The organism is Agrobacterium sp. NPDC089420, from assembly GCF_044900305.1.
In the GTDB taxonomy this organism is placed as follows: domain Bacteria; phylum Pseudomonadota; class Alphaproteobacteria; order Rhizobiales; family Rhizobiaceae; genus Agrobacterium.
Map to the genome: position 1 here is coordinate 193,808 of NZ_JBJDMY010000001.1, position 17,790 is coordinate 211,597.

Sequence of the window (17,790 nt, forward strand, 5' to 3'; positions counted from 1 at the left end):
TTGCATCCGGGCCTGCAACGGACGGGAACCGATGGCCAGTCGATCCCGTCAAGCAATGGGTATCATCAATCTCGTTCCACATCCCGGATCGATCAGGCCGGATTGCCTAGATGAGCCGGTTCGGAACCATTCTCTTGAAGAACCCATTACCCAAAAGCCGTTTTCAAGCGGCTTTTGGGTAATAGGTTTTAAAAACGATAACGACGGAAAGGGGCATGAAGCCCCTTCCCGCCAGCAATCGCCAGATTACTTAACGTCAACCTTGGCGCCAGCTTCCTCAAGCTTCTTCTTGAGGTCGGCAGCTTCAGCCTTGGAAACGGCTTCCTTGACAGCCTTCGGAGCGCCTTCAACGAGATCCTTGGCTTCCTTGAGGCCGAGGCCGGTGATAGCGCGGACTTCCTTGATGACGTTGATCTTGTTGGCGCCAGCGTCAACCAGGATCACGTCGAATTCAGTCTTTTCTTCTTCAACAGCAGCAGCAACGCCAGCACCGCCAGCAGCAGCAACAGCTACCGGAGCAGCAGCGGAAACGCCCCACTTTTCTTCGAGAAGCTTGGACAGTTCTGCAGCTTCCAGAACGGTCAGCGAGGAGAGGTCTTCTACGATCTTTGCGAGATCAGCCATTTTGATAGTTCCTTTTGTTCAGTTCGAACCAGTTTGAATATTTACAGCGAAAAACCGCCTTAAGCGGCTTCGTCCTTCTTGGCGTAAGCCGAGAACACGCGGGCAAGCTGGCTTGCCGGTGCTGCCACAACCGTTGCGACGCGGGTTGCCGGGGCATTGAGAAGGCCCAGCAGCTTCGCACGCAGCTCGTCCAGCGAAGGCAGGGTCGCAAGCGACTTGACTGCTTCGGCGTTGAGCGTGGTTGCGCCCATGGCGCCGCCCAAAACAACGACCTTGTCGTTGGTCTTGGCGAAATCCATGACGACTTTCGGAGCGATCATCGGGTCAGTGCTGTATGCAATCAGCGTCTGTCCCTTGAAGAGATTGGTCATCCCTTCCGACTCCGTACCCTGAAGAGCGATCTTGGCCAGGCGGTTCTTCGCGACCTTGACGGTGCCTCCGGCAGCGCGCATCTTCGAACGGAAGTCGTTCATCTGCGCAACGGTGACACCAGCATAGTGGGCCACGACAACCGAACCGGAAGCCTTGAAGACTTCGTTCAGCTCCGTGACGAATTCGCGTTTTTCCGCTCTTTCCACTGTCTGTCTCCAGTAGACGGGAACACAACATGTGAACCCGTCGGGTTTGCCTTTGCCCCAAGGGACCTTTTTACAAAGATCCCGAGCGACGCTCGAGGATCCTGTCCCCCGCTCTGTCGCCGCAAATGGCTTCAGGCACAGGCACACCAGGTTCGAACCGGACAGTCAGGCATCGAAAGATGCCTCAAATCCAGCCTCACCCGTCTCATGCAGGCTAAATGATTAAGGCCAGGCCCCGAAAGACATAGCCACCCGCAATCTCGGACAGGAGTTCCGGGTTTCCCCGGAAATCTCCGGCTCCCTGGGAGCCGGAAATTCTTTTATTCACGCCTCATGACGAAGCGCGAGAATTGATTAAGCCGTGACCGACGAAGGGTCGATCTTGACGCCCGGACCCATGGTCGAGGAAATCGCGACGCGCTTGACGTAGTTGCCCTTGGCACCAGCCGGCTTTGCCTTGATGACGGCATCGGCGAAAGCCTTGATGTTTTCCTCAAGAGCCTTGGCGTCGAACGAGGCCTTGCCAACGCCAGCGTGTACGATACCGGCCTTTTCGACGCGGAACTCGACAGCGCCGCCCTTGGACGCCTTGACAGCACCGGCAACATCCATCGTCACCGTACCGACCTTCGGGTTCGGCATCATGCCACGCGGGCCGAGTACCTTGCCGAGACGGCCGACGAGCGGCATCATGTCCGGGGTCGCGATGCAGCGATCGAAGTCGATCTTGCCGCCCTGAACGATTTCAACCAGTTCTTCCGCGCCAACAACGTCAGCGCCGGCAGCCGTGGCTTCGTCAGCCTTGGCGCCACGGGCGAAGACGGCGACGCGAACGTCACGGCCGGTGCCGTTCGGCAGGTTGACGACGCCACGAACCATCTGGTCCGCATGGCGCGGGTCAACGCCGAGGTTCATCGAAACTTCAACGGTTTCGTCGAACTTGGCGACAGCACGTTCCTTGACCATCGAAATGGCGTCGGTGAGAACGTAAAGCTTGTTGGGATCCACACCTTCGCGGATCTTCTGAATGCGCTTTGCTACCTTGGCCATGATCAACCTACCACTTCCAGGCCCATGGCGCGGGCGGAGCCCTCAACCATCGCCATTGCGCCTTCGATGTCGGCCGCGTTCAGATCCTTCATCTTGGCTTCGGCGATCGTCTTGACCTGAGCCTTGGTGATGGAGCCGGCCTTGGCGCCCTTGCCCGGAGTCTTCGAGCCCGACTGGATCTTTGCTTCCTTCTTGAGGAAGTAGGTCACCGGCGGCTGCTTCATGACGAAGGTGAAGGACTTGTCCTGGTAATAGGTGATGACGACCGGAATCGGCATACCCTTTTCCATTTCCTGCGTGGCGGCATTGAACGCCTTGCAGAATTCCATGATGTTAATGCCACGCTGACCAAGTGCAGGGCCGATCGGCGGGGACGGATTGGCCGCCCCGGCCTTTACCTGCAGCTTGAGCTGGCCTGCAACTTTCTTAGCCATATCTCTCTGCCTTTCAATTCAAACCGGTTACCCGGCTTCTCTTAAGCCGGATCGCTCCGGCGGCTGCGGTTGCGTGGTGCGGCGCCCTGCCCCGGCTTAAAGAGCCAGTTAGCCTTCCACGCGCTTGGGGGCTTCGCCCCTCCAATCAGACCTTTTCGACCTGATTGTATTCCAGCTCGACCGGCGTAGCGCGGCCGAAAATCGAAACTTCCACCTTCAGGCGCGAACGTTCTTCGTCGACATCCTGCACCACGCCGTTGAACGACGCGAACGGACCGTCGGAAACACGAACCTGCTCGCCGATCTCGAACGAAACCGAAGACTTCGGACGCTCGACACCTTCCTGAACCTGACCGAGGATACGGTCGGCCTCATAATCCGGGATCGGAACAGGCTTGCTGTCCGAACCGAGGAAACCGGTCACCTTCGGCGTGTTCTTGATGAGGTGATAGGCCTCATCCGTCAGGTTGGCGCGCACCAGCACGTAACCCGGAAAGAACTTGCGCTCGCTATCGACCTTGCGGCCGCGACGCACCTCGACCACCTTTTCGGTCGGCACGAGGATTTTCTCGAAAAGATGATCAAGACCCTTCTGGCGGGCCTTCTCCTCGATCGACTCGGCGACCTTCTTTTCGAAATTCGAATATGCGTGAACGATATACCAGCGCGCTGCCATTTTTATTCTCCGTTCAATCCTTCGACGGGCCTTTATCGGCCTACGTTCAGCACGAGGCTGAGCAGCCAGCCGATGAGCTGATCCGCAGCAAAGAAGAACAGAGCCGCAAAAATGACCATCACCAGCACCATAGCCGTCGAAATCATGGTCTCGCGGCGCGACGGCCAAGTGATTTTTGACGCTTCGGCGCGAACCTGCTGCAGAAACGTAAACGGATTGGTTTTGGATGCCATTGACTGCCCACGCAATTACGGCGCGTAAAGCCGAACTAATCAGCCCCACGCACCGCGTGTCTGTTTTGACCCTACATAAACACCGATTCCACTTTTAACAAGAGGAAATCGACATTCGGCGAAATTCGCCGGAAAACCGGCCCCATCTGCCATGCAGCGAAAACCGCGCTTGCGAATGGAAAGTGGCAGGGGCAGAGGGGCTCGAACCCCCGACCTGCGGTTTTGGAGACCGCCGCTCTACCAACTGAGCTATACCCCTTTAAGCACCTGAAGCGGCCGCGAAATCGCTTGGCCAATTCGGTATGCGCTCCTTTAAGGCGCAGGGAAAAGAATGGCAAGCGCTTTTTATGCGCTTCCCAAAAACTTTGCCGGGAATACCATCTCCACCGCCGCGCCGAATTGTGCACGTCCGGACAGGCACCTGTTGCGCCGGTATGCGGCCATGGCGCGCCCCGCCCTGCTACTGCTCCGTCGAACGGCTGCGCATGCTGGCGAGCCACGCCCGGCAAAGACGCCTTGCATGCGCGACCTGACGGCCAAAGGAGCGCTGCCACTTTTGCAGGGTCGCCACGGAAAAGAAACGCTTGAGCTTCTTGGCGAACCCGGCAAGACCACGCTCACCCTTGCGCCCATAATTGCTGCGACCACAGCCCGAATGACGGACCCCCGTACCCTCGAGCCAGGCCATGATATCGCCATTCTCCTTGTAATGGAGACTTATGGCAGCCTCCGTGGGGAAACCGGCGTAGCCATGCGGCAGCTTGCGATAGTCGGCTAAGCGCTTCACGGTGGGATTAAACGTAAAACTGTGCCAGACGCGATGCGCAGTCGGAGGAATGCGCCAATAGCCTGTCCCAAGCTCCATCCTTGAACGGCGTCGAATAGTGGCCGGCAGATCGGCATCGGTCCGCAGCTGCACCAGAAATATCCCGGCGTCCCGCCTGAGGATTTCAACGCCCCTTCCGACCATTCCCGCCACGGGAAAAACCCAGTCATCCTCCAGATGCAGAATGAACGGTGTCTGCACCTGCGAGTAGGCCACATCGATCGAACGATGCTGACCCAGATTCCGGCCGTTCAGAATGATCCGAATCGGCTGCTCGGGATAAAGCGAGGGGACACCCAGCACAGAGGCGTCGTCGGAATCCTCTATGATGATGAATTCGTGCAAGGGATAATCATTTGTCGCGAAAAAGCTGCCGAGTGTTTCGACAAGCAAGTCCGGCCGCCTGCAACTGGTTAAAACAACCGTGAGATCAGACATTTTCATCCAATAGACGCGAGCAGAGGGATCAGCCGCGTGACACGCGCTGCCAAAAACAATTCAGAGCACTTGCGTGACTGGACCGCCCAACCCCAAAGGAAATTGAAATAAATTCATATATAAATTAAGAATAGTTTTTAAACTTACATCTAAAATACCGGACTATATATCGAAATAAGCTAATAATGAATCATAAATATTGAAGATACATTATGCCATGCAAGATTAAATTCAACACCAGGCTTAAAATAAAACAAAAAATAAAGGCGGCGGTGCTTTTGGCACCGCCGCCTTTTTGATTTTTTGGCAACCGGCATATGCCGGTCATAAATTACTCGACGATCGAAGCAACGATGCCGGCGCCGACGGTACGGCCGCCTTCGCGGATCGCGAAGCGCAGCTTTTCTTCCATCGCGATCGGAACGATCAGCTCGACGTCAACCGTTACGTTGTCGCCAGGCATAACCATTTCCGTGCCTTCCGGAAGCGTCACGATGCCCGTCACGTCCGTCGTGCGGAAGTAGAACTGCGGACGGTAGTTCGTGAAGAACGGCGTATGACGGCCGCCCTCTTCCTTCGTCAGGATGTAGGCTTCTGCCTTGAACTTCTTGTGCGGCTTCACAGAACCCGGCTTGCACAGGATCTGACCACGCTCGACGCCGTCACGGTTAACACCGCGAACCAGTGCACCGATGTTGTCGCCAGCCTGGCCCTGGTCGAGCAGCTTGCGGAACATTTCAACGCCGGTAACCGTCGTCTTCGACGTCGGACGAATGCCGACGATCTCGACTTCTTCACCAACCTTGACGATACCGCGCTCAACGCGACCCGTCACAACCGTACCACGGCCCGAGATCGAGAACACGTCTTCGATCGGCATCAGGAACGGCTGGTCGATCGGACGCTCAGGCGTCGGGATGTAGGCGTCGACCTGAGCCATCAGCTCGCGGATCGCGTCTTCGCCGATCTTCTTGTCAGAGTCTTCAAGAGCGGCCAGCGCCGAACCCTTGACGATCGGAATGTCGTCGCCCGGGAAGTCGTAGGACGACAGAAGCTCGCGCACTTCCAGTTCGACAAGCTCGAGAAGCTCGGCGTCGTCAACCTGGTCGACCTTGTTGAGGAACACGACGATCGCCGGAACGCCAACCTGACGGGCAAGCAGGATGTGCTCGCGCGTCTGCGGCATCGGGCCGTCGGCAGCCGAGCAAACCAGGATCGCGCCGTCCATCTGTGCAGCGCCGGTGATCATGTTCTTCACGTAGTCGGCGTGGCCGGGGCAGTCAACGTGCGCATAGTGACGGTTCGCCGTCTCATATTCAACGTGCGCCGTCGAGATCGTGATACCACGCGCCTTCTCTTCCGGAGCGGCGTCGATTTGGTCATACGCCTTGAACTCGCCGAAGAACTTCGTGATTGCTGCCGTCAGCGACGTCTTGCCGTGGTCAACGTGACCGATCGTGCCAATGTTGACGTGCGGCTTATTGCGCTCAAACTTGCTCTTTGCCATGTGAATTGCTTCCTGTGAACGTGAAGTAGTTTTCCCGGCGAACCGGTTTGGTGTCGCCGTTTAAGGCTTTGTAAGCGAATGCGCAAGACTTAATTGTGAAAGCGCCTTCGCGCGCGCTTCAAGCGTGCCCCGAGGCGCCTATATGGGGTATGGTTTTCGAGATTTAAACCCTCCGGAGCGTGACGTCGCGGCGGCGGCCGGAGTTTCTTCTTCCACTACTTCCAATCACGAATTAACGTATTTCCATCACAACTTCTTTACCTGCACCGCCATGATGGCTTAAGGACATTTCATCGCCGGGGGGAAGACGGGCGATTGGAACCCGGCGCGGGGGCGCCATCCCGTGCCATATCTCCATCTGCCGCTTTTCCCCTGCAACGTCTCCATCCGTTTCAGGACCTTCCCATGGAAATCTTCACAGCCGCCGGTTTCACGGCATTCTTGCAGGTCATCGCCATCGACCTCGTTCTCGCCGGCGACAATGCCATCGTCATCGGCCTTGCCGCTGCCGGCCTGCCGGCGCATCTCCGCCGCCAGGCGATCCTCGTCGGCATCATCGCCGCCACGGTCCTGCGCATCGGCTTTGCCGCCGTCACCGTACAGCTTCTTGCCATTGTCGGCCTGCAATTGTTCGGCGGCCTGCTGCTCGCCTGGGTGTGCTGGAAGATGTGGTCCGAACTGCGCGAGACGGCAGGCTCGATCGAAGACGAGGTGACGGACGAAGAGGCCGACCTGACCAAGGGGCACAAGACTTTCTTCCAGGCCGCGACCCAGATCGTCATCGCCGACGTTTCCATGTCGCTCGACAATGTGCTCGCGGTCGCCGGCGCCGCCCAGGAACATGTCACGGTTCTGGTCATCGGGCTCGTCGTTTCGATTGCCCTGATGGGGCTCGCCGCCAACTTCGTCGCCAAGCTGCTGCACCGCTATCGCTGGATTTCCTATCTCGGCCTGATGGTCATCATCTATGTGGCGCTCAACATGCTGTATCACGGCACGGTGGAAGTCCTGCCCTATATCCAGGCCTATCTGGCCTGAAACCGCCTGCAGCCCGCTTTTTGGAAGGCCCGGAAACGCCCGTTTCCGGGCCTTTTTCATAACATGCGGCTATCCCGCTCCGGCATCCGGCGCGGCTTCGCGCACAGGGGAATCGATCGCCAAAAGAGCTGCAACATCGAGACAATAGAGGGAAATCGCGATTCTTCGCCCATGGTTTCTGGCAATTGAGGTCAGCCACGGGCAAGCCTAGGGAGCTAGTGATAAGTCATAACAATAAAAAGAAAGGTAAAGCTGCCAATGGCTTATGACTGGAGCGGCGGGCGCACCCGTCGCCTTCGCCGGGTAAAGCTTGGTGTCGTCGCCAGCTCTCTCATCCTGGTGGCGCTTCTCGCGTCGCTCGTTCTCGGTTGAACGCCCCGCGCGCGCAATCTGACGCTGACCGGCGGCATGGCAAGGTTTTCGCAACCGCCCTGCCGCCGTCCCCCTGAGGGGCAAATACGGGCGCTCAGGATTTCTTGACTTCGACACAATGAACCGGCTGCTTCATATCCGGGTCCGCCATCAGGTCATAGAGATCGGCTTTGTCGCCCTTCGACCACCAGACATGAACGCCACCCTGATATTTGGCGCCCGAGCCCGACATGACGTTTGCGGCAATGACGACGCCATCCTTCAGCCTGAGCCGCACCAGGCTGATATCGCCGGCATTGAGATAAAGGGCCTCCACCGTCTCGTCGGCGCATCGATAGACAACCTTCGTCTTTTCAACCGTGGTGCCCTTGGGAAGCGGAATCACCAGATCCCCGGCCAGAGCGGCGGAAGCGAACGGCGCGGACATGCCGGCAAGACATAGGGCGACGAGGGATTTTTTCATGATCGGCCTTTCCTGATCTGGGCCGACCATAACACATGCCGGCAAAGCCGGATCGAGGCGGCCGCCCAGGCCATGAAATTTAATGGAATCGTCACGCAGGCGAGGCAGCCGCTAACGCAACAGCCAATAAACCGCGCCAAGAATCACGGTCCACATCACCAATGATATGGCCAGCACCACGAGATAATTTCGAAATCGTCTGGTCATCCGCCCACATTGCCGGCTGGCCATCGCCTGAGGGCCTGAACCGCTGAATTGCTGGATGCGGATCAACCGCAGGATCGGCTCTTTCTATCAAGAGGCTGAATCGCAAACCATTCGCAGATTTTACCCGCCCGAAAACAGGGTATCAAACCCCGGCGGAGGGCACTCCCCTGCCGGCGGTCCGCATACCGTTGTGAAGATCGGCAAGGCGGGCAGCGGCCCAACGGCCGCCGCCCCTATCCCTATCAGCTCTTCAGGGCCGTATTGCACAGGCTCCAGTAACCGCCGCCCTTCTGAATCCATTTCAGATCGCCGAGCGTGCCGTCATTCTTGTTTTGATGGTAGGAATCGACACAGGTCTTCAGGCGGGCCTTCGCCGGCGTCTCGCTTGAATATTTCTTGTCGACCGCGCTCGGGAAAGCGACGCCCTTCGGCGCCTTTATCGTCGCCTTTTCGGGCTCCTTCTCGGTGGTGGCCGCAACCTGCTTGTCGTCGGCCGCATCCTCGGCCGCCGCATCGGCGCCGCAGAACTTGGCGCGATAGTCGTTCCACTTGATATCCTTGGCGGACCCGTCGGTTTTGGCCGCCTGATATTTCACGCTGCACTCTTTCATGGTGAGTGCGGCGGCGGGGGAGACAAACGCCGCCGATGCCAGCAGCGCAAATGATGAGAGAATGACAACCCTGTTAAACATTGGAGACTCCCGTGTGCATGATTGCCGGGCGACTATCCGACCGGATTTTCCGCTTGTCAACGAGCAGTGCAGCAAGGACGGAAAGTCGGGTCGGTGCTGACTGAAACCCATTGACCTTGCACGGCATTTTCGGAGTGCGACAACGTCGTGCCGGCGCGCTCCACCGCGGCGGCGCGATGGAAAGCCCGCCCTGGCAGGGCAGCCGACGGCTTCGCCTTGACGCCCGTTTTCCTCGCGGAGAATCACGTGTTCGTGTGGCGTCAACCCCGCCAAGGAACGAAATCCCTAAATTTTCGTTAGTATCCCGAACGAATAACGAGGATTTATCGATGTTGAGGATGCCGAAGACTATCTCCGCGCTCGCTCTTGGCGTCGCATTATCTGGCGCTTCCGTCATGCCCGCCCATGCGCTGAGCCTCATACAGCCGGCCTACCATTCACAGGACCAGGCGCAACCGTCCGCCGGACATGGCTACCCGGCATCCGCCTTCGCGGCGGGAACCGGCGAAGACGCCACGCCAAGCGGCTATGCTCTGACGCCGGCGGAAATAAACCATGTAAAATGGTGCGCCGCCCGATACACCTCCTACCATCCGACGGATAACAGCTACATGGCCCCTGCCGGCACGCGCACCCAGTGTCGCTCGCCCTACTGACCGGCACCCACTGTCCCGCGTAACGGGCGGGCTTCGTCCGTTACGGGCAAGATAAAATTTACCTTAAATTTTATCGATCTGAACCTTTTTCTCCGCAGACCGTTTGAAGCGCAGATCAACGGGAACGAGACAATGTTGTGGAATCTTGAGAAACTGGAGCAGGAACGTCTCGAACTGATCGAGGTCATTACTGCCCTTAGTCATACCGAACGCCTTTTGCAGGGCGACCGGTCTTCGATATTTGAAAAAATCGCAGCGCATATGGAAAGGTTGAGCGAGCTGGACACAGAGAAACAGCGGGTTCAGTCGAGGCTGGAAGCATTCTGAACGCACGCCACGCGACCATCGCCACCGGTATTGCTCGATACGCCCGCCCGCGCTGGCTCGCCGTTGCAGATGTCCGTTCGATCACTCATCTTCAGGAATGAAGCCTCCGATCTGACGTTTCCACAGCCGCGCAAACAGCCCCTCCCGCTCCACAAGGTCCTGCGGCCTTCCCTCTTCGATGATCCGGCCATGATCCAGCACGATGATCCGGTCCATCCGGGCGATGGTCGACAGGCGGTGGGCTATCGCGATCACCGTCTTGCCCTCCATCACCAGGTTCAGCTTCTCCTGAATGGCCGCTTCGGACTCGCTGTCAAGTGCGGATGTCGCCTCGTCGAGAATGAGGATGGGCGCGTCTTTCAGCAGGACACGCGCAATGGCAACCCGCTGGCGCTGCCCGCCGGAAAGCTTGACGCCGCGGTCTCCCACAAACGCCTGAAACCCTCTGCGCCCCTCACTGTCGGCGAGATCGGCGATGAAGGCATCGGCCTTCGCTACTTTCGCTACCTGCGCCACATCCTCCTGCGTCGCCTCCGGCCGTCCATACCGGATGTTGTCGCCAACGGACCGGTGCAGCAGCGCCACATCCTGGGCAATCACGCCGATATTGCGGCGCAAGCTCATCTGCGTGACATCGCGGATATCCTGCCCGTCGATGCGGATGGCGCCGTCCTTAATGTCGTAAAACCGCAGGAGCAGATTGACCAGCGTCGTTTTTCCCGCGCCCGACAGGCCGACCAGCCCAACCTTCTCCCCGGCGCGCACGCGCAGCGACAGATCATCAATGACCGGCCTGCCTGACTTGTAGGCAAAACGAATATGGTCGAAATCAATATCCCCCTGCGAAACACTCAGTTCTGCCGCACCGGCCCTGTCTGTAATCGTCGGCGGTGTCGTCATCACCGGCATGGCATCCTTGATCGTTCCGATCGCCTGGAATATCTGCTGGCCCATCTGCAGAAAGGTGAATGTGTGCCCCGACAGACGCTGCAGGATATAAACGGCGCCGACGAATTCACCGACCGTGATGAAGCCCTTGACGAGACCGGAAAATCCCACCGACAGGATTGCGAGCCACAACGCCATGTTGAGCGCCACCACGACCAGTTCGGACGCGCGATAGACGCGCTGCTCCCTGTGCTGTGTCTGCACCGCCTTCATCAGGATGCGGCGGATCGCGCCCGCCTCGCTGTCTTCGGCGGCGAATTGCTTGATCATCTGCATATTGCTGTAAAGATCGGTGATCGCACCGGAGACAAGGCTCTTCTGCTTGGCCGAACGGCGTGACCGCTCCGTGAAGACAGGCGCAAGTTTCACGGCGAGAGCCACATTCAGCACGATCCAGATCAGCACCGGCAGCGCCAGTTGCCAGGACAGCGTGGCCAGCAGAACCAGAGAGCCGACCATCTGCAGCAGGAAGCGCGGGCCGGTCTGAAAGGCGTTGATAATTTGCTGCTGCACCGCTGACGACACCTGGGAAAGGCGCGAGGCGACCTGCCCGGCGTAAAGCTCATGGAAAAACGCCAGATCCTGCCGCTCCACCGCCTTGTGGCCTTGCCACTGGATGGCCGCCGGCATCGCGATGCCAAGAGTGTGCGAATTGAGCGTGTTGAGAAGAAACGACGCTATCGGCATGGCGGGAAAGATCAACAGCCCGAGGACGGCAAGCAGCGGCCATTCATTGCGCAGAAAGGCCTCCGCCCCCTGCGCCGTCACGCCATCGACGATAACCGACAATCCCCAGATGATCGACAGATTGATGGCTTCCACCGCCATGGACGACAAGGCGAGCGCGATGAGGACACCGCGAAACATCGCGATGAAATGCAATAGCACCGCGATAGGACCTTTAGACGGCAGCGGCCGGAAGGGAATGTCGAGCGGCCGTATCAGCGTCTCGAAAGGGCGAAAAATCGTATCTGAAATCGACATGGGCCTCTCGGATCACAGCTTGGCATCGACGGGGAGGAATCAGCTACGCGTCCGGCATGGAACCATGCATGGCCCCTGACCTCAATTATAAAGAATGGCTGGCGCCGCCTTCGCGGCAACTCCCCGGAACACGGTTGTGAAATGTGCGCATGAACCGACAGCGGCCTGAAGCCGATATTCCGACGCAGATCATCGGCAAGTCCAAGCGGCAAAATGATTGCGGGTGAAGCTACCTGCGTGTGAGAGCAGGCAAGACAAAAACGCTGTAAAACCAGCGCGTAACCGACGTCTTTGATTCTATTGGGAGAGTAGCTGGAGCGGGTAGCGGGAATCGAACCCGCGTATTCAGCTTGGAAGGCTGCTGCTCTACCATTGAGCTATACCCGCGGTGGCGATTTCGATCCGTGCAGAATGGTGGAGGGAGTTGGATTTGAACCAACGTAGGCGTAGCCAACGGATTTACAGTCCGTCCCCTTTAACCACTCGGGCATCCCTCCAGTTATCTGCGAGGATCAAGCGACCAAGCTCTTCAGATTTCGCTGCGGCGAAGCGCCGTTGCGTCGTCTGTGGCGCGTATATGACGGCCTCGTTCGTTTCTGTCAACACGCCCTTTCACGAATTTTCGGGAAAAAATTCAAACCCCTTTGCCGCCCTGTGGATTATCGCGGGGGCTGGTGCGCGGCTCTTCCCGGAGATATAAGGCGCCATGAGCAAAGACGATCCCAACAACAAATCCACCCGCGACACGCATTACGCCAACCTGCGCCGCGCCGTGCGCGACGCCAAGCGCGAGCGCGGCGAAATTCCCACCCCGCAGCAGCCGAAGCGCCGGAACCGCGGCGCCGACGACTGGAAGCCGCCGCAGCTTGCGCCGGATCAGGTCCATCTTTACGGCCTGCACACCGTGCGCGCCGCACTCGCCAATCCCGAACGGCAAATCGTCAAGCTCTCCGTCACGCAGAACGCTTTCGCGCGTCTCGATATTGGTGAGGCGGATGCGCAGCCCTTCCCGGTGGAGATGGTATCGCCGCAGGATATCGACCGGGTGCTCGGCCCCGAAGCCATCCACCAGGGTGTGATGCTGGAAACCCGGCCGCTGCCGGTCAAGCGGCTCGGCGCGCTGAAGGACAGCCCGCTCATCCTCGTGCTCGATCAGGTCACCGATCCGCACAATGTCGGCGCCATCATGCGCTCGGCGGTCGCCTTCAACGCCGGCGCCGTCATCACCACCATGCGCCACAGCCCGACCGAGTCCGGCGTGCTGGCAAAATCCGCTTCCGGCGCGCTGGAACTCATTCCCTATATCCAGATCACCAATCTTGCCGATGCGCTGGGCGAACTGCACAAGCTCGGCTTCTTCTCCGTCGGCCTGGATTCGGAAGGCCCCGCCCCCATCGAACAGACCTTCAGCGGCGAAAAGATCGCCCTGGTGCTGGGCGCCGAAGGCAAGGGTCTGCGCCAGAAGACGCGCGAAACCGTCTCGGCGCTTGCCCGTCTCGATATGCCCGGCGAGATCAAATCGCTCAACGTCTCGAATGCGGCGGCCATCGCCCTTTACGCGACGCAGCAATTTCTGGGCAAAGCGTCGTCCTGAGGCCTGCCCTTCCTTGCGAAATCGCAAGGCGCATCGCATGCTGCGCCTTTGTTACTCGCATGGAGCACATCTCACATGACCGACCAGACCATCAAACCGACCGGCGAGCTGACGCTCAGGACGCTCGCCATGCCGGCCGACGCCAATCCCGCCGGGGATATTTTCGGCGGCTGGGTCATGTCGCAGATGGACTTGGCGAGCGGCATCCGTGCAGCCGAGCGCTCGCGCTGTCGCGTGGTCACGGCGGCGGTCAAGGAAATGGCCTTCGAACTGCCGGTGAAGATCGGCGATACGCTGTCCATCTATACCGATATCGCCCGCGTCGGCCGCACCTCCATCACGCTAACGGTGGAAGCCTGGGCACAGCGGTCGCGTTATGACAAGCTGGAGAAGGTTACCGCCGGCACCTTCATCATGGTGGCGATGGACGAGAACGGGCAGCCGACGCCCATTCCTCCGGCGGAGTGAGCGCCATGGAGGCCGCCGTCAACGCCGCAGAAGCCTATTCGCATATTCGCGCGGTCATGGGCATGGTGGTCGGCCTCAGCCTCGCCCGTCTGCTGACCGGTCTTGCCGGTTTCGTGCAACATCCAAAGAAGGAGCGCATCTACCCGCTGCATCTCGGCTGGGTGGCGTTTCTGTTCCTGATGCTGGTGCATTTCTGGTGGTGGGAACACCGGCTTTCCGCCACCGGCCACGTGCTGGGCTTCGGCGCCTTCCTGTTCCTCATCCTGTTCTGCTCGCTGTTCTATTTCCTCTGCGTGCTGCTGTTTCCCACGGAGATGAAGGAATACAAGGGATATGAGGACTATTTCTTTTCCCGCAAAAGCTGGTTCTTCGCCTTTCTGGCCGCGCTTTTCATCACCGATGTGGGCGATACGCTGTTGAAGGGGCAGGACTACCTCACCTCGCTCGGCCCCGAATATCTCTTCCGCACCGCCATTTACGTCATCCTTTTCACCCTGGCCGTTTTTATCGATAATCGCCGTTTTCACCGGTTTCTCGTGATCTTCGCGCTGGCCTACCAGATCGCCTGGATTTTCCGCACCTACGACCTGCTGGCCTGAAGGCCGAAACGTCCCGGCCTCGTCATTGTGTCGCGGTGACATTTCGCCGCGACTATGGCATTCCGGCGGCATGGGACTTATTCGCAGGATCATGCAGGACAGGAGTTCGGCGGGCGCCATCGCCACGCTGGCAATCCTGCTTTTCCTGCTGCAGGGTCTCGCCAACGGCCTGACCCGCGGCAACATGGCCATGGCCGCGCTCGCGGCAGATGGGATCATCTGTTCCAGCCACATGCCGGAAGGCGGCTTTGGCAAGCAGGACCCGGCGGGCAAAATTGCCGCAGACTGCTGCGGAACGCTGTGTCGGCTGGCATCGGCCACAATCGCCACGCTTCCGCTTCTTCCTGTCGAACGCACGGACAGGATTACTGCGACGCACGAAGCCGCGTTTCTGAACGTCGACGCAGCGTTGCCGCCGTCCCCGCCCAACCTGGAATCGCGGCCACGCGCACCGCCCATCGCTTCGCAGAACTGAGACGTTCCCGGCCTGCCGGAAAATCCCTCTTCTTGCGGAGACATCCATGTCCGTTACGACCTCTTTCGAGGGCGCGCGCGCGCCTGCGCATTCCTCGTCCGCCAATCTTTACCGCGCCGTGTGGCGCTGGCATTTCTATGCCGGTCTCTTCGTCCTGCCCTTCATGATATCGCTTGCCGTTACCGGCGCGCTTTATCTGTTCCGGGACGAGGTCGATAACCTCATCCATTCGGATTTGAAGCGGATCGAGGCGGTGCAAGATGCGCCGAAAGCGCTTCCTTCCGACATTATTGCCGCAGCGCTGGCTGCCGTTCCCGGCACCGCTGTCAAATATACGACCCCCGCCGATCCCGGCGCGTCGACGGAAATCACCGTCAATACGGCGGATGGCAAGCGCGCCGTCTACGTCAATCCCTATACGGCTGCGGTTGCCGGCTCCCTGCCGGATCGCGGCACCGTCATGTGGACGATCCGCTATCTCCATAGTCTCAAATATTTCGGCACCTATGCCCGTTATCTGATCGAGATCGCCGCCGGCTGGTCCATCCTTCTCGTCGCCACCGGCATCTATCTCTGGTGGCCGCGCAAACAGACGGGCGGTGTCGTCACCGTGCGCGGCACGCCAAGGAAGCGGGTCTTCTGGCGCGACACCCACGCCGTCACCGGCATCGTCGTCGGCTTTTTCATCGTCTTCCTCGCCGTCACCGGCATGCCCTGGTCGGGCGTGTGGGGGGCGAAGGTCAATGAATGGGCCAATGGCAGCAATTTCGGGTATCCGGCGGGCGTGCGCACCGATGTTCCGATGTCCGGCGACCATCTCGATCACGTGGCCAAGACAAGCTGGTCGCTGGAACAGGCAAAAATACCGGAATCCGCCACGTCCTCTGCCGGCCAACCGATCGGGATCGATGCAGCCATGACGCGTTTCGACGCTTTGGGCCTCGCTGCCGGTTACGTCGTCGCGCTGCCCACCAAATCGTCCGGTGTCTATAGCGGCTCCGCCTATCCTGACGATCTGACGAAGCAACGTGTCATCCATCTCGATCAATATAGCGGTGAGCCGCTGATCGACATGAGCTACGCCGATTACGGGCCGCTCGGCAAGGCGCTGGAATGGGGCATCAACGTGCACCTGGGCCAGCAATATGGCCTCGCGAACCAGATGGTGCTTTTGGCGGCCTGCATCGGCATCGTACTGCTTGCCGTGTCAGCCGGCGTCATGTGGTGGAAACGCCGCCCGAAAGGCTCGCTCGGCGTGCCGCCCCTGCCGCAGGAAAAACGTGTCCTGCATGGCCTGCTCGCCATGCTGGCCATCGGCGGCATCATATTCCCGCTGGTGGGCGCGAGCCTGCTGGTGATGCTGGCGCTGGATCTGATCGTGCAGGCCCGCCAGAGACGACGCGCCATCTGAAAATGGAAACAGCCGGGCGAAATCCCGGCTGCTCCCTTGCTATCGGCAATGCGGCGAAAGGCTGACCTCAGAACATCGTATTGTTGTTCGCCGCCGTCTCCGGCACCGGCTGAATCACATCCCAATGCTCGGTGATCTTGCCATCGGTGACACGAAAGATATCGACGATGGCCGTGCCGCGGTCGCCCTCTTTTTCGGTCGAATGAATATGCAGGTAAACGAGATCGCCATCCGTGGCGCTGCGCACGATGCGCGCTCTGGACTGGGGATTCTCCTTGAAGAACCCCGTAAAGTAATCGACAAACGGCTTCTTGCCGTCAGGCACATTGGGGTTGTGCTGCTTGTAGCTGTCGACGACGACGGCAGCGCCCTTCTCCACCTCGTGCTTGTTGAAGACGGTGTCGTAAAACTCGACCACCAGCTTGCGGTTGGCTTCTTCCTGAGCCAGATCGCGGTTTGCGGTTTGCGCCAGAACCGGCGCGGCCGCCAAAGCGGGCACGAGGGCGAAAGCGGCGATGGCAAGACGGCGTGTAACAAAATTCATGGGTGATACCTCTCAATAACCGACGGTGAAACGCTGGCGGGAATGCTGCGGCTTCTCGATTTCGTCGACAAGCGCGATGGCATAGTCCTCGAAGGAAATACGGCTGCCTTCGTCATTGCTGAGCAGGCTGTCCTTGCCGATCCGGAATTTTCCGGTTCTTTCCCCCGGCACGAATTCGGCGGATGGCGACAGGAAGGTCCAGTCGAGCTGCTTTTCCTGCTTCAGCAGGTCAAGAAACTCCGCGCCCTTGGTTGCCTCTGCCTTGTAGGCGGCCGGAAAATCCGGAAGGTCGACCACGCGCTGGCCCGGCGCGATTTCAAGGCTGCCGGCACCGCCGACCACAAGATAGCGCTGAACACCGGAAGCGCGCACGGCCTCGATCAGCGTCACCGGATCGCTGGCGGTGAAGTGCACCGAGCTGATCACGGCATCGTGACCCTTGAGCAGCTGCGACAGCCCGGCCTGATCGAAGACATCGCCCTTCTCCGCCACGACATTCGGCAGCTTGGCGATCTTTTCGGGGCTGCGTGCAATCGCCGTCACCTGATGCCCGCGATCGGAAAGTTCCTTCAGAATACGGGATCCGGCATTGCCGGAAGCGCCGATGAGCGCGATTTTAGCCATGGCTTCTTTCCTTTTGTTACCA

21 protein-coding genes and 3 tRNA genes are annotated in these 17,790 nt (G+C 59.2%); 8 read left to right on the forward strand and 16 right to left on the reverse strand.

The features are described from left to right. Positions 1-246: 246 nt before the first annotated feature. The 9 genes from rplL to tuf form a co-directional block, all read right to left on the reverse strand. Complete coding sequence (gene rplL / locus ACI2KA_RS00965; RefSeq protein ID WP_404498394.1) at positions 247-624, reverse strand: 50S ribosomal protein L7/L12; 378 nt, start codon at positions 622-624, stop codon at positions 247-249. A 59-nt stretch (positions 625-683) separates the two neighbouring features. Continuing rightward, positions 684-1,202 carry a 50S ribosomal protein L10 gene (gene rplJ, locus ACI2KA_RS00970; protein WP_004442637.1) on the reverse strand — a complete coding sequence of 173 codons (519 nt, stop codon included), beginning with the start codon at positions 1,200-1,202 and terminating at the stop codon, positions 684-686. A gap of 354 nt (positions 1,203-1,556) precedes the next feature. Further along, positions 1,557-2,252 (reverse strand): 50S ribosomal protein L1, encoded by a 696-nt coding sequence (rplA, locus tag ACI2KA_RS00975; RefSeq protein ID WP_003507704.1) that lies wholly within the window; start codon positions 2,250-2,252, stop codon positions 1,557-1,559. A gap of 2 nt (positions 2,253-2,254) precedes the next feature. Continuing rightward, on the reverse strand, positions 2,255-2,686 hold the full coding sequence (gene rplK, locus ACI2KA_RS00980; protein WP_404498396.1) for a 50S ribosomal protein L11: 432 nt from the start codon (positions 2,684-2,686) through the stop codon (positions 2,255-2,257). Positions 2,687-2,831: 145 nt separating this feature from the next. Then, on the reverse strand, positions 2,832-3,362 hold the full coding sequence (gene nusG / locus ACI2KA_RS00985) for a transcription termination/antitermination protein NusG (protein WP_065113670.1): 531 nt from the start codon (positions 3,360-3,362) through the stop codon (positions 2,832-2,834). Between the two features lie 32 nt (positions 3,363-3,394). Beyond that, positions 3,395-3,595 (reverse strand): preprotein translocase subunit SecE, encoded by a 201-nt coding sequence (gene secE, locus ACI2KA_RS00990; protein WP_003523719.1) that lies wholly within the window; start codon positions 3,593-3,595, stop codon positions 3,395-3,397. Between the two features lie 183 nt (positions 3,596-3,778). Beyond that, positions 3,779-3,854: transfer RNA gene (locus ACI2KA_RS00995), tRNA-Trp, on the reverse strand. A gap of 201 nt (positions 3,855-4,055) precedes the next feature. After that, the gene (locus ACI2KA_RS01000; RefSeq protein WP_404498397.1) at positions 4,056-4,859 is read right to left on the reverse strand and encodes a glycosyltransferase family 2 protein; all 804 of its coding nucleotides are present in this window, start codon (positions 4,857-4,859) and stop codon (positions 4,056-4,058) included. 331 nt (positions 4,860-5,190) lie between these two features. Continuing rightward, positions 5,191-6,366 carry an elongation factor Tu gene (gene tuf / locus ACI2KA_RS01005; protein ID WP_063948570.1) on the reverse strand — a complete coding sequence of 392 codons (1,176 nt, stop codon included), beginning with the start codon at positions 6,364-6,366 and terminating at the stop codon, positions 5,191-5,193. A 405-nt stretch (positions 6,367-6,771) separates the two neighbouring features. On the opposite strand from tuf, the gene ACI2KA_RS01010 reads away from it, so the two are divergent. Continuing rightward, positions 6,772-7,404, forward strand: a complete 633-nt coding sequence (locus ACI2KA_RS01010) for a TerC family protein (RefSeq protein WP_404498399.1) — start codon at positions 6,772-6,774, stop codon at positions 7,402-7,404. A gap of 466 nt (positions 7,405-7,870) precedes the next feature. Here ACI2KA_RS01010 and ACI2KA_RS01015 read toward each other — a convergent pair whose 3' ends face one another. Beyond that, a complete protein-coding gene (locus tag ACI2KA_RS01015) occupies positions 7,871-8,239 on the reverse strand; it encodes an MliC family protein (protein WP_404498401.1) in 369 nt (122 codons plus the stop codon). Between the two features lie 449 nt (positions 8,240-8,688). Further along, positions 8,689-9,138, reverse strand: a complete 450-nt coding sequence (locus ACI2KA_RS01020; RefSeq protein WP_404498403.1) for a hypothetical protein — start codon at positions 9,136-9,138, stop codon at positions 8,689-8,691. A 329-nt stretch (positions 9,139-9,467) separates the two neighbouring features. On the opposite strand from ACI2KA_RS01020, the gene ACI2KA_RS01025 reads away from it, so the two are divergent. Continuing rightward, the gene (locus tag ACI2KA_RS01025) at positions 9,468-9,794 is read left to right on the forward strand and encodes a BA14K family protein (protein WP_404498405.1); all 327 of its coding nucleotides are present in this window, start codon (positions 9,468-9,470) and stop codon (positions 9,792-9,794) included. A gap of 132 nt (positions 9,795-9,926) precedes the next feature. Further along, positions 9,927-10,121: a hypothetical protein gene (locus tag ACI2KA_RS01030; protein WP_404498407.1), complete on the forward strand. Its 195-nt coding sequence runs from the start codon at positions 9,927-9,929 to the stop codon at positions 10,119-10,121. Between the two features lie 81 nt (positions 10,122-10,202). On the opposite strand, the gene ACI2KA_RS01035 is transcribed toward ACI2KA_RS01030, so the two are convergent. The 3 genes from ACI2KA_RS01035 to ACI2KA_RS01045 form a co-directional block, all read right to left on the reverse strand. Then, complete coding sequence (locus ACI2KA_RS01035) at positions 10,203-12,053, reverse strand: ABC transporter ATP-binding protein (protein WP_404498409.1); 1,851 nt, start codon at positions 12,051-12,053, stop codon at positions 10,203-10,205. Between the two features lie 313 nt (positions 12,054-12,366). Next, a tRNA-Gly gene (locus tag ACI2KA_RS01040) sits at positions 12,367-12,440 on the reverse strand. A 25-nt stretch (positions 12,441-12,465) separates the two neighbouring features. Next, positions 12,466-12,550: transfer RNA gene (locus ACI2KA_RS01045), tRNA-Tyr, on the reverse strand. 209 nt (positions 12,551-12,759) lie between these two features. On the opposite strand from ACI2KA_RS01045, the gene rlmB reads away from it, so the two are divergent. The 5 genes from rlmB to ACI2KA_RS01070 all read left to right on the forward strand — a co-directional run bounded on the left by rlmB (position 12,760) and on the right by ACI2KA_RS01070 (position 16,600). Beyond that, positions 12,760-13,647 carry a 23S rRNA (guanosine(2251)-2'-O)-methyltransferase RlmB gene (gene rlmB / locus ACI2KA_RS01050; RefSeq protein ID WP_020009380.1) on the forward strand — a complete coding sequence of 296 codons (888 nt, stop codon included), beginning with the start codon at positions 12,760-12,762 and terminating at the stop codon, positions 13,645-13,647. 75 nt (positions 13,648-13,722) lie between these two features. Beyond that, a complete protein-coding gene (locus ACI2KA_RS01055) occupies positions 13,723-14,115 on the forward strand; it encodes an acyl-CoA thioesterase (RefSeq protein WP_004442658.1) in 393 nt (130 codons plus the stop codon). 5 nt (positions 14,116-14,120) lie between these two features. Next, complete coding sequence (locus ACI2KA_RS01060) at positions 14,121-14,714, forward strand: hypothetical protein (protein WP_404498411.1); 594 nt, start codon at positions 14,121-14,123, stop codon at positions 14,712-14,714. A gap of 70 nt (positions 14,715-14,784) precedes the next feature. Next, positions 14,785-15,189 (forward strand): DUF2946 family protein, encoded by a 405-nt coding sequence (locus ACI2KA_RS01065; RefSeq protein ID WP_404498413.1) that lies wholly within the window; start codon positions 14,785-14,787, stop codon positions 15,187-15,189. A gap of 46 nt (positions 15,190-15,235) precedes the next feature. Next, positions 15,236-16,600, forward strand: a complete 1,365-nt coding sequence (locus tag ACI2KA_RS01070) for a PepSY-associated TM helix domain-containing protein (protein WP_404498415.1) — start codon at positions 15,236-15,238, stop codon at positions 16,598-16,600. A 67-nt stretch (positions 16,601-16,667) separates the two neighbouring features. Here ACI2KA_RS01070 and ACI2KA_RS01075 read toward each other — a convergent pair whose 3' ends face one another. After that, complete coding sequence (locus tag ACI2KA_RS01075) at positions 16,668-17,144, reverse strand: nuclear transport factor 2 family protein (protein WP_404498416.1); 477 nt, start codon at positions 17,142-17,144, stop codon at positions 16,668-16,670. A 12-nt stretch (positions 17,145-17,156) separates the two neighbouring features. Then, positions 17,157-17,768, reverse strand: coding sequence for an NAD(P)-dependent oxidoreductase (locus ACI2KA_RS01080; protein ID WP_404498418.1), 612 nt, complete (start codon positions 17,766-17,768; stop codon positions 17,157-17,159). Positions 17,769-17,790 lie beyond the last annotated feature (22 nt).

Coding starts and splice junctions, on each gene's coding strand:
- rplL (WP_404498394.1), bottom strand. CDS start 624: ATGGCTGATCTCGCAAAGATCGTAGAAGACCTCTCCTCGCTGACCGTT.
- rplA (WP_003507704.1), bottom strand. CDS start 2,252: ATGGCCAAGGTAGCAAAGCGCATTCAGAAGATCCGCGAAGGTGTGGAT.
- rplK (WP_404498396.1), bottom strand. CDS start 2,686: ATGGCTAAGAAAGTTGCAGGCCAGCTCAAGCTGCAGGTAAAGGCCGGG.
- nusG (WP_065113670.1), bottom strand. CDS start 3,362: ATGGCAGCGCGCTGGTATATCGTTCACGCATATTCGAATTTCGAAAAG.
- secE (WP_003523719.1), bottom strand. CDS start 3,595: ATGGCATCCAAAACCAATCCGTTTACGTTTCTGCAGCAGGTTCGCGCC.
- ACI2KA_RS01000 (WP_404498397.1), bottom strand. CDS start 4,859: ATGTCTGATCTCACGGTTGTTTTAACCAGTTGCAGGCGGCCGGACTTG.
- tuf (WP_063948570.1), bottom strand. CDS start 6,366: ATGGCAAAGAGCAAGTTTGAGCGCAATAAGCCGCACGTCAACATTGGC.
- ACI2KA_RS01010 (WP_404498399.1), top strand. CDS start 6,772: ATGGAAATCTTCACAGCCGCCGGTTTCACGGCATTCTTGCAGGTCATC.
- ACI2KA_RS01015 (WP_404498401.1), bottom strand. CDS start 8,239: ATGAAAAAATCCCTCGTCGCCCTATGTCTTGCCGGCATGTCCGCGCCG.
- ACI2KA_RS01020 (WP_404498403.1), bottom strand. CDS start 9,138: ATGTTTAACAGGGTTGTCATTCTCTCATCATTTGCGCTGCTGGCATCG.
- ACI2KA_RS01025 (WP_404498405.1), top strand. CDS start 9,468: ATGTTGAGGATGCCGAAGACTATCTCCGCGCTCGCTCTTGGCGTCGCA.
- ACI2KA_RS01030 (WP_404498407.1), top strand. CDS start 9,927: ATGTTGTGGAATCTTGAGAAACTGGAGCAGGAACGTCTCGAACTGATC.
- ACI2KA_RS01035 (WP_404498409.1), bottom strand. CDS start 12,053: ATGTCGATTTCAGATACGATTTTTCGCCCTTTCGAGACGCTGATACGG.
- rlmB (WP_020009380.1), top strand. CDS start 12,760: ATGAGCAAAGACGATCCCAACAACAAATCCACCCGCGACACGCATTAC.
- ACI2KA_RS01055 (WP_004442658.1), top strand. CDS start 13,723: ATGACCGACCAGACCATCAAACCGACCGGCGAGCTGACGCTCAGGACG.
- ACI2KA_RS01060 (WP_404498411.1), top strand. CDS start 14,121: ATGGAGGCCGCCGTCAACGCCGCAGAAGCCTATTCGCATATTCGCGCG.
- ACI2KA_RS01065 (WP_404498413.1), top strand. CDS start 14,785: ATGGGACTTATTCGCAGGATCATGCAGGACAGGAGTTCGGCGGGCGCC.
- ACI2KA_RS01070 (WP_404498415.1), top strand. CDS start 15,236: ATGTCCGTTACGACCTCTTTCGAGGGCGCGCGCGCGCCTGCGCATTCC.
- ACI2KA_RS01075 (WP_404498416.1), bottom strand. CDS start 17,144: ATGAATTTTGTTACACGCCGTCTTGCCATCGCCGCTTTCGCCCTCGTG.
- ACI2KA_RS01080 (WP_404498418.1), bottom strand. CDS start 17,768: ATGGCTAAAATCGCGCTCATCGGCGCTTCCGGCAATGCCGGATCCCGT.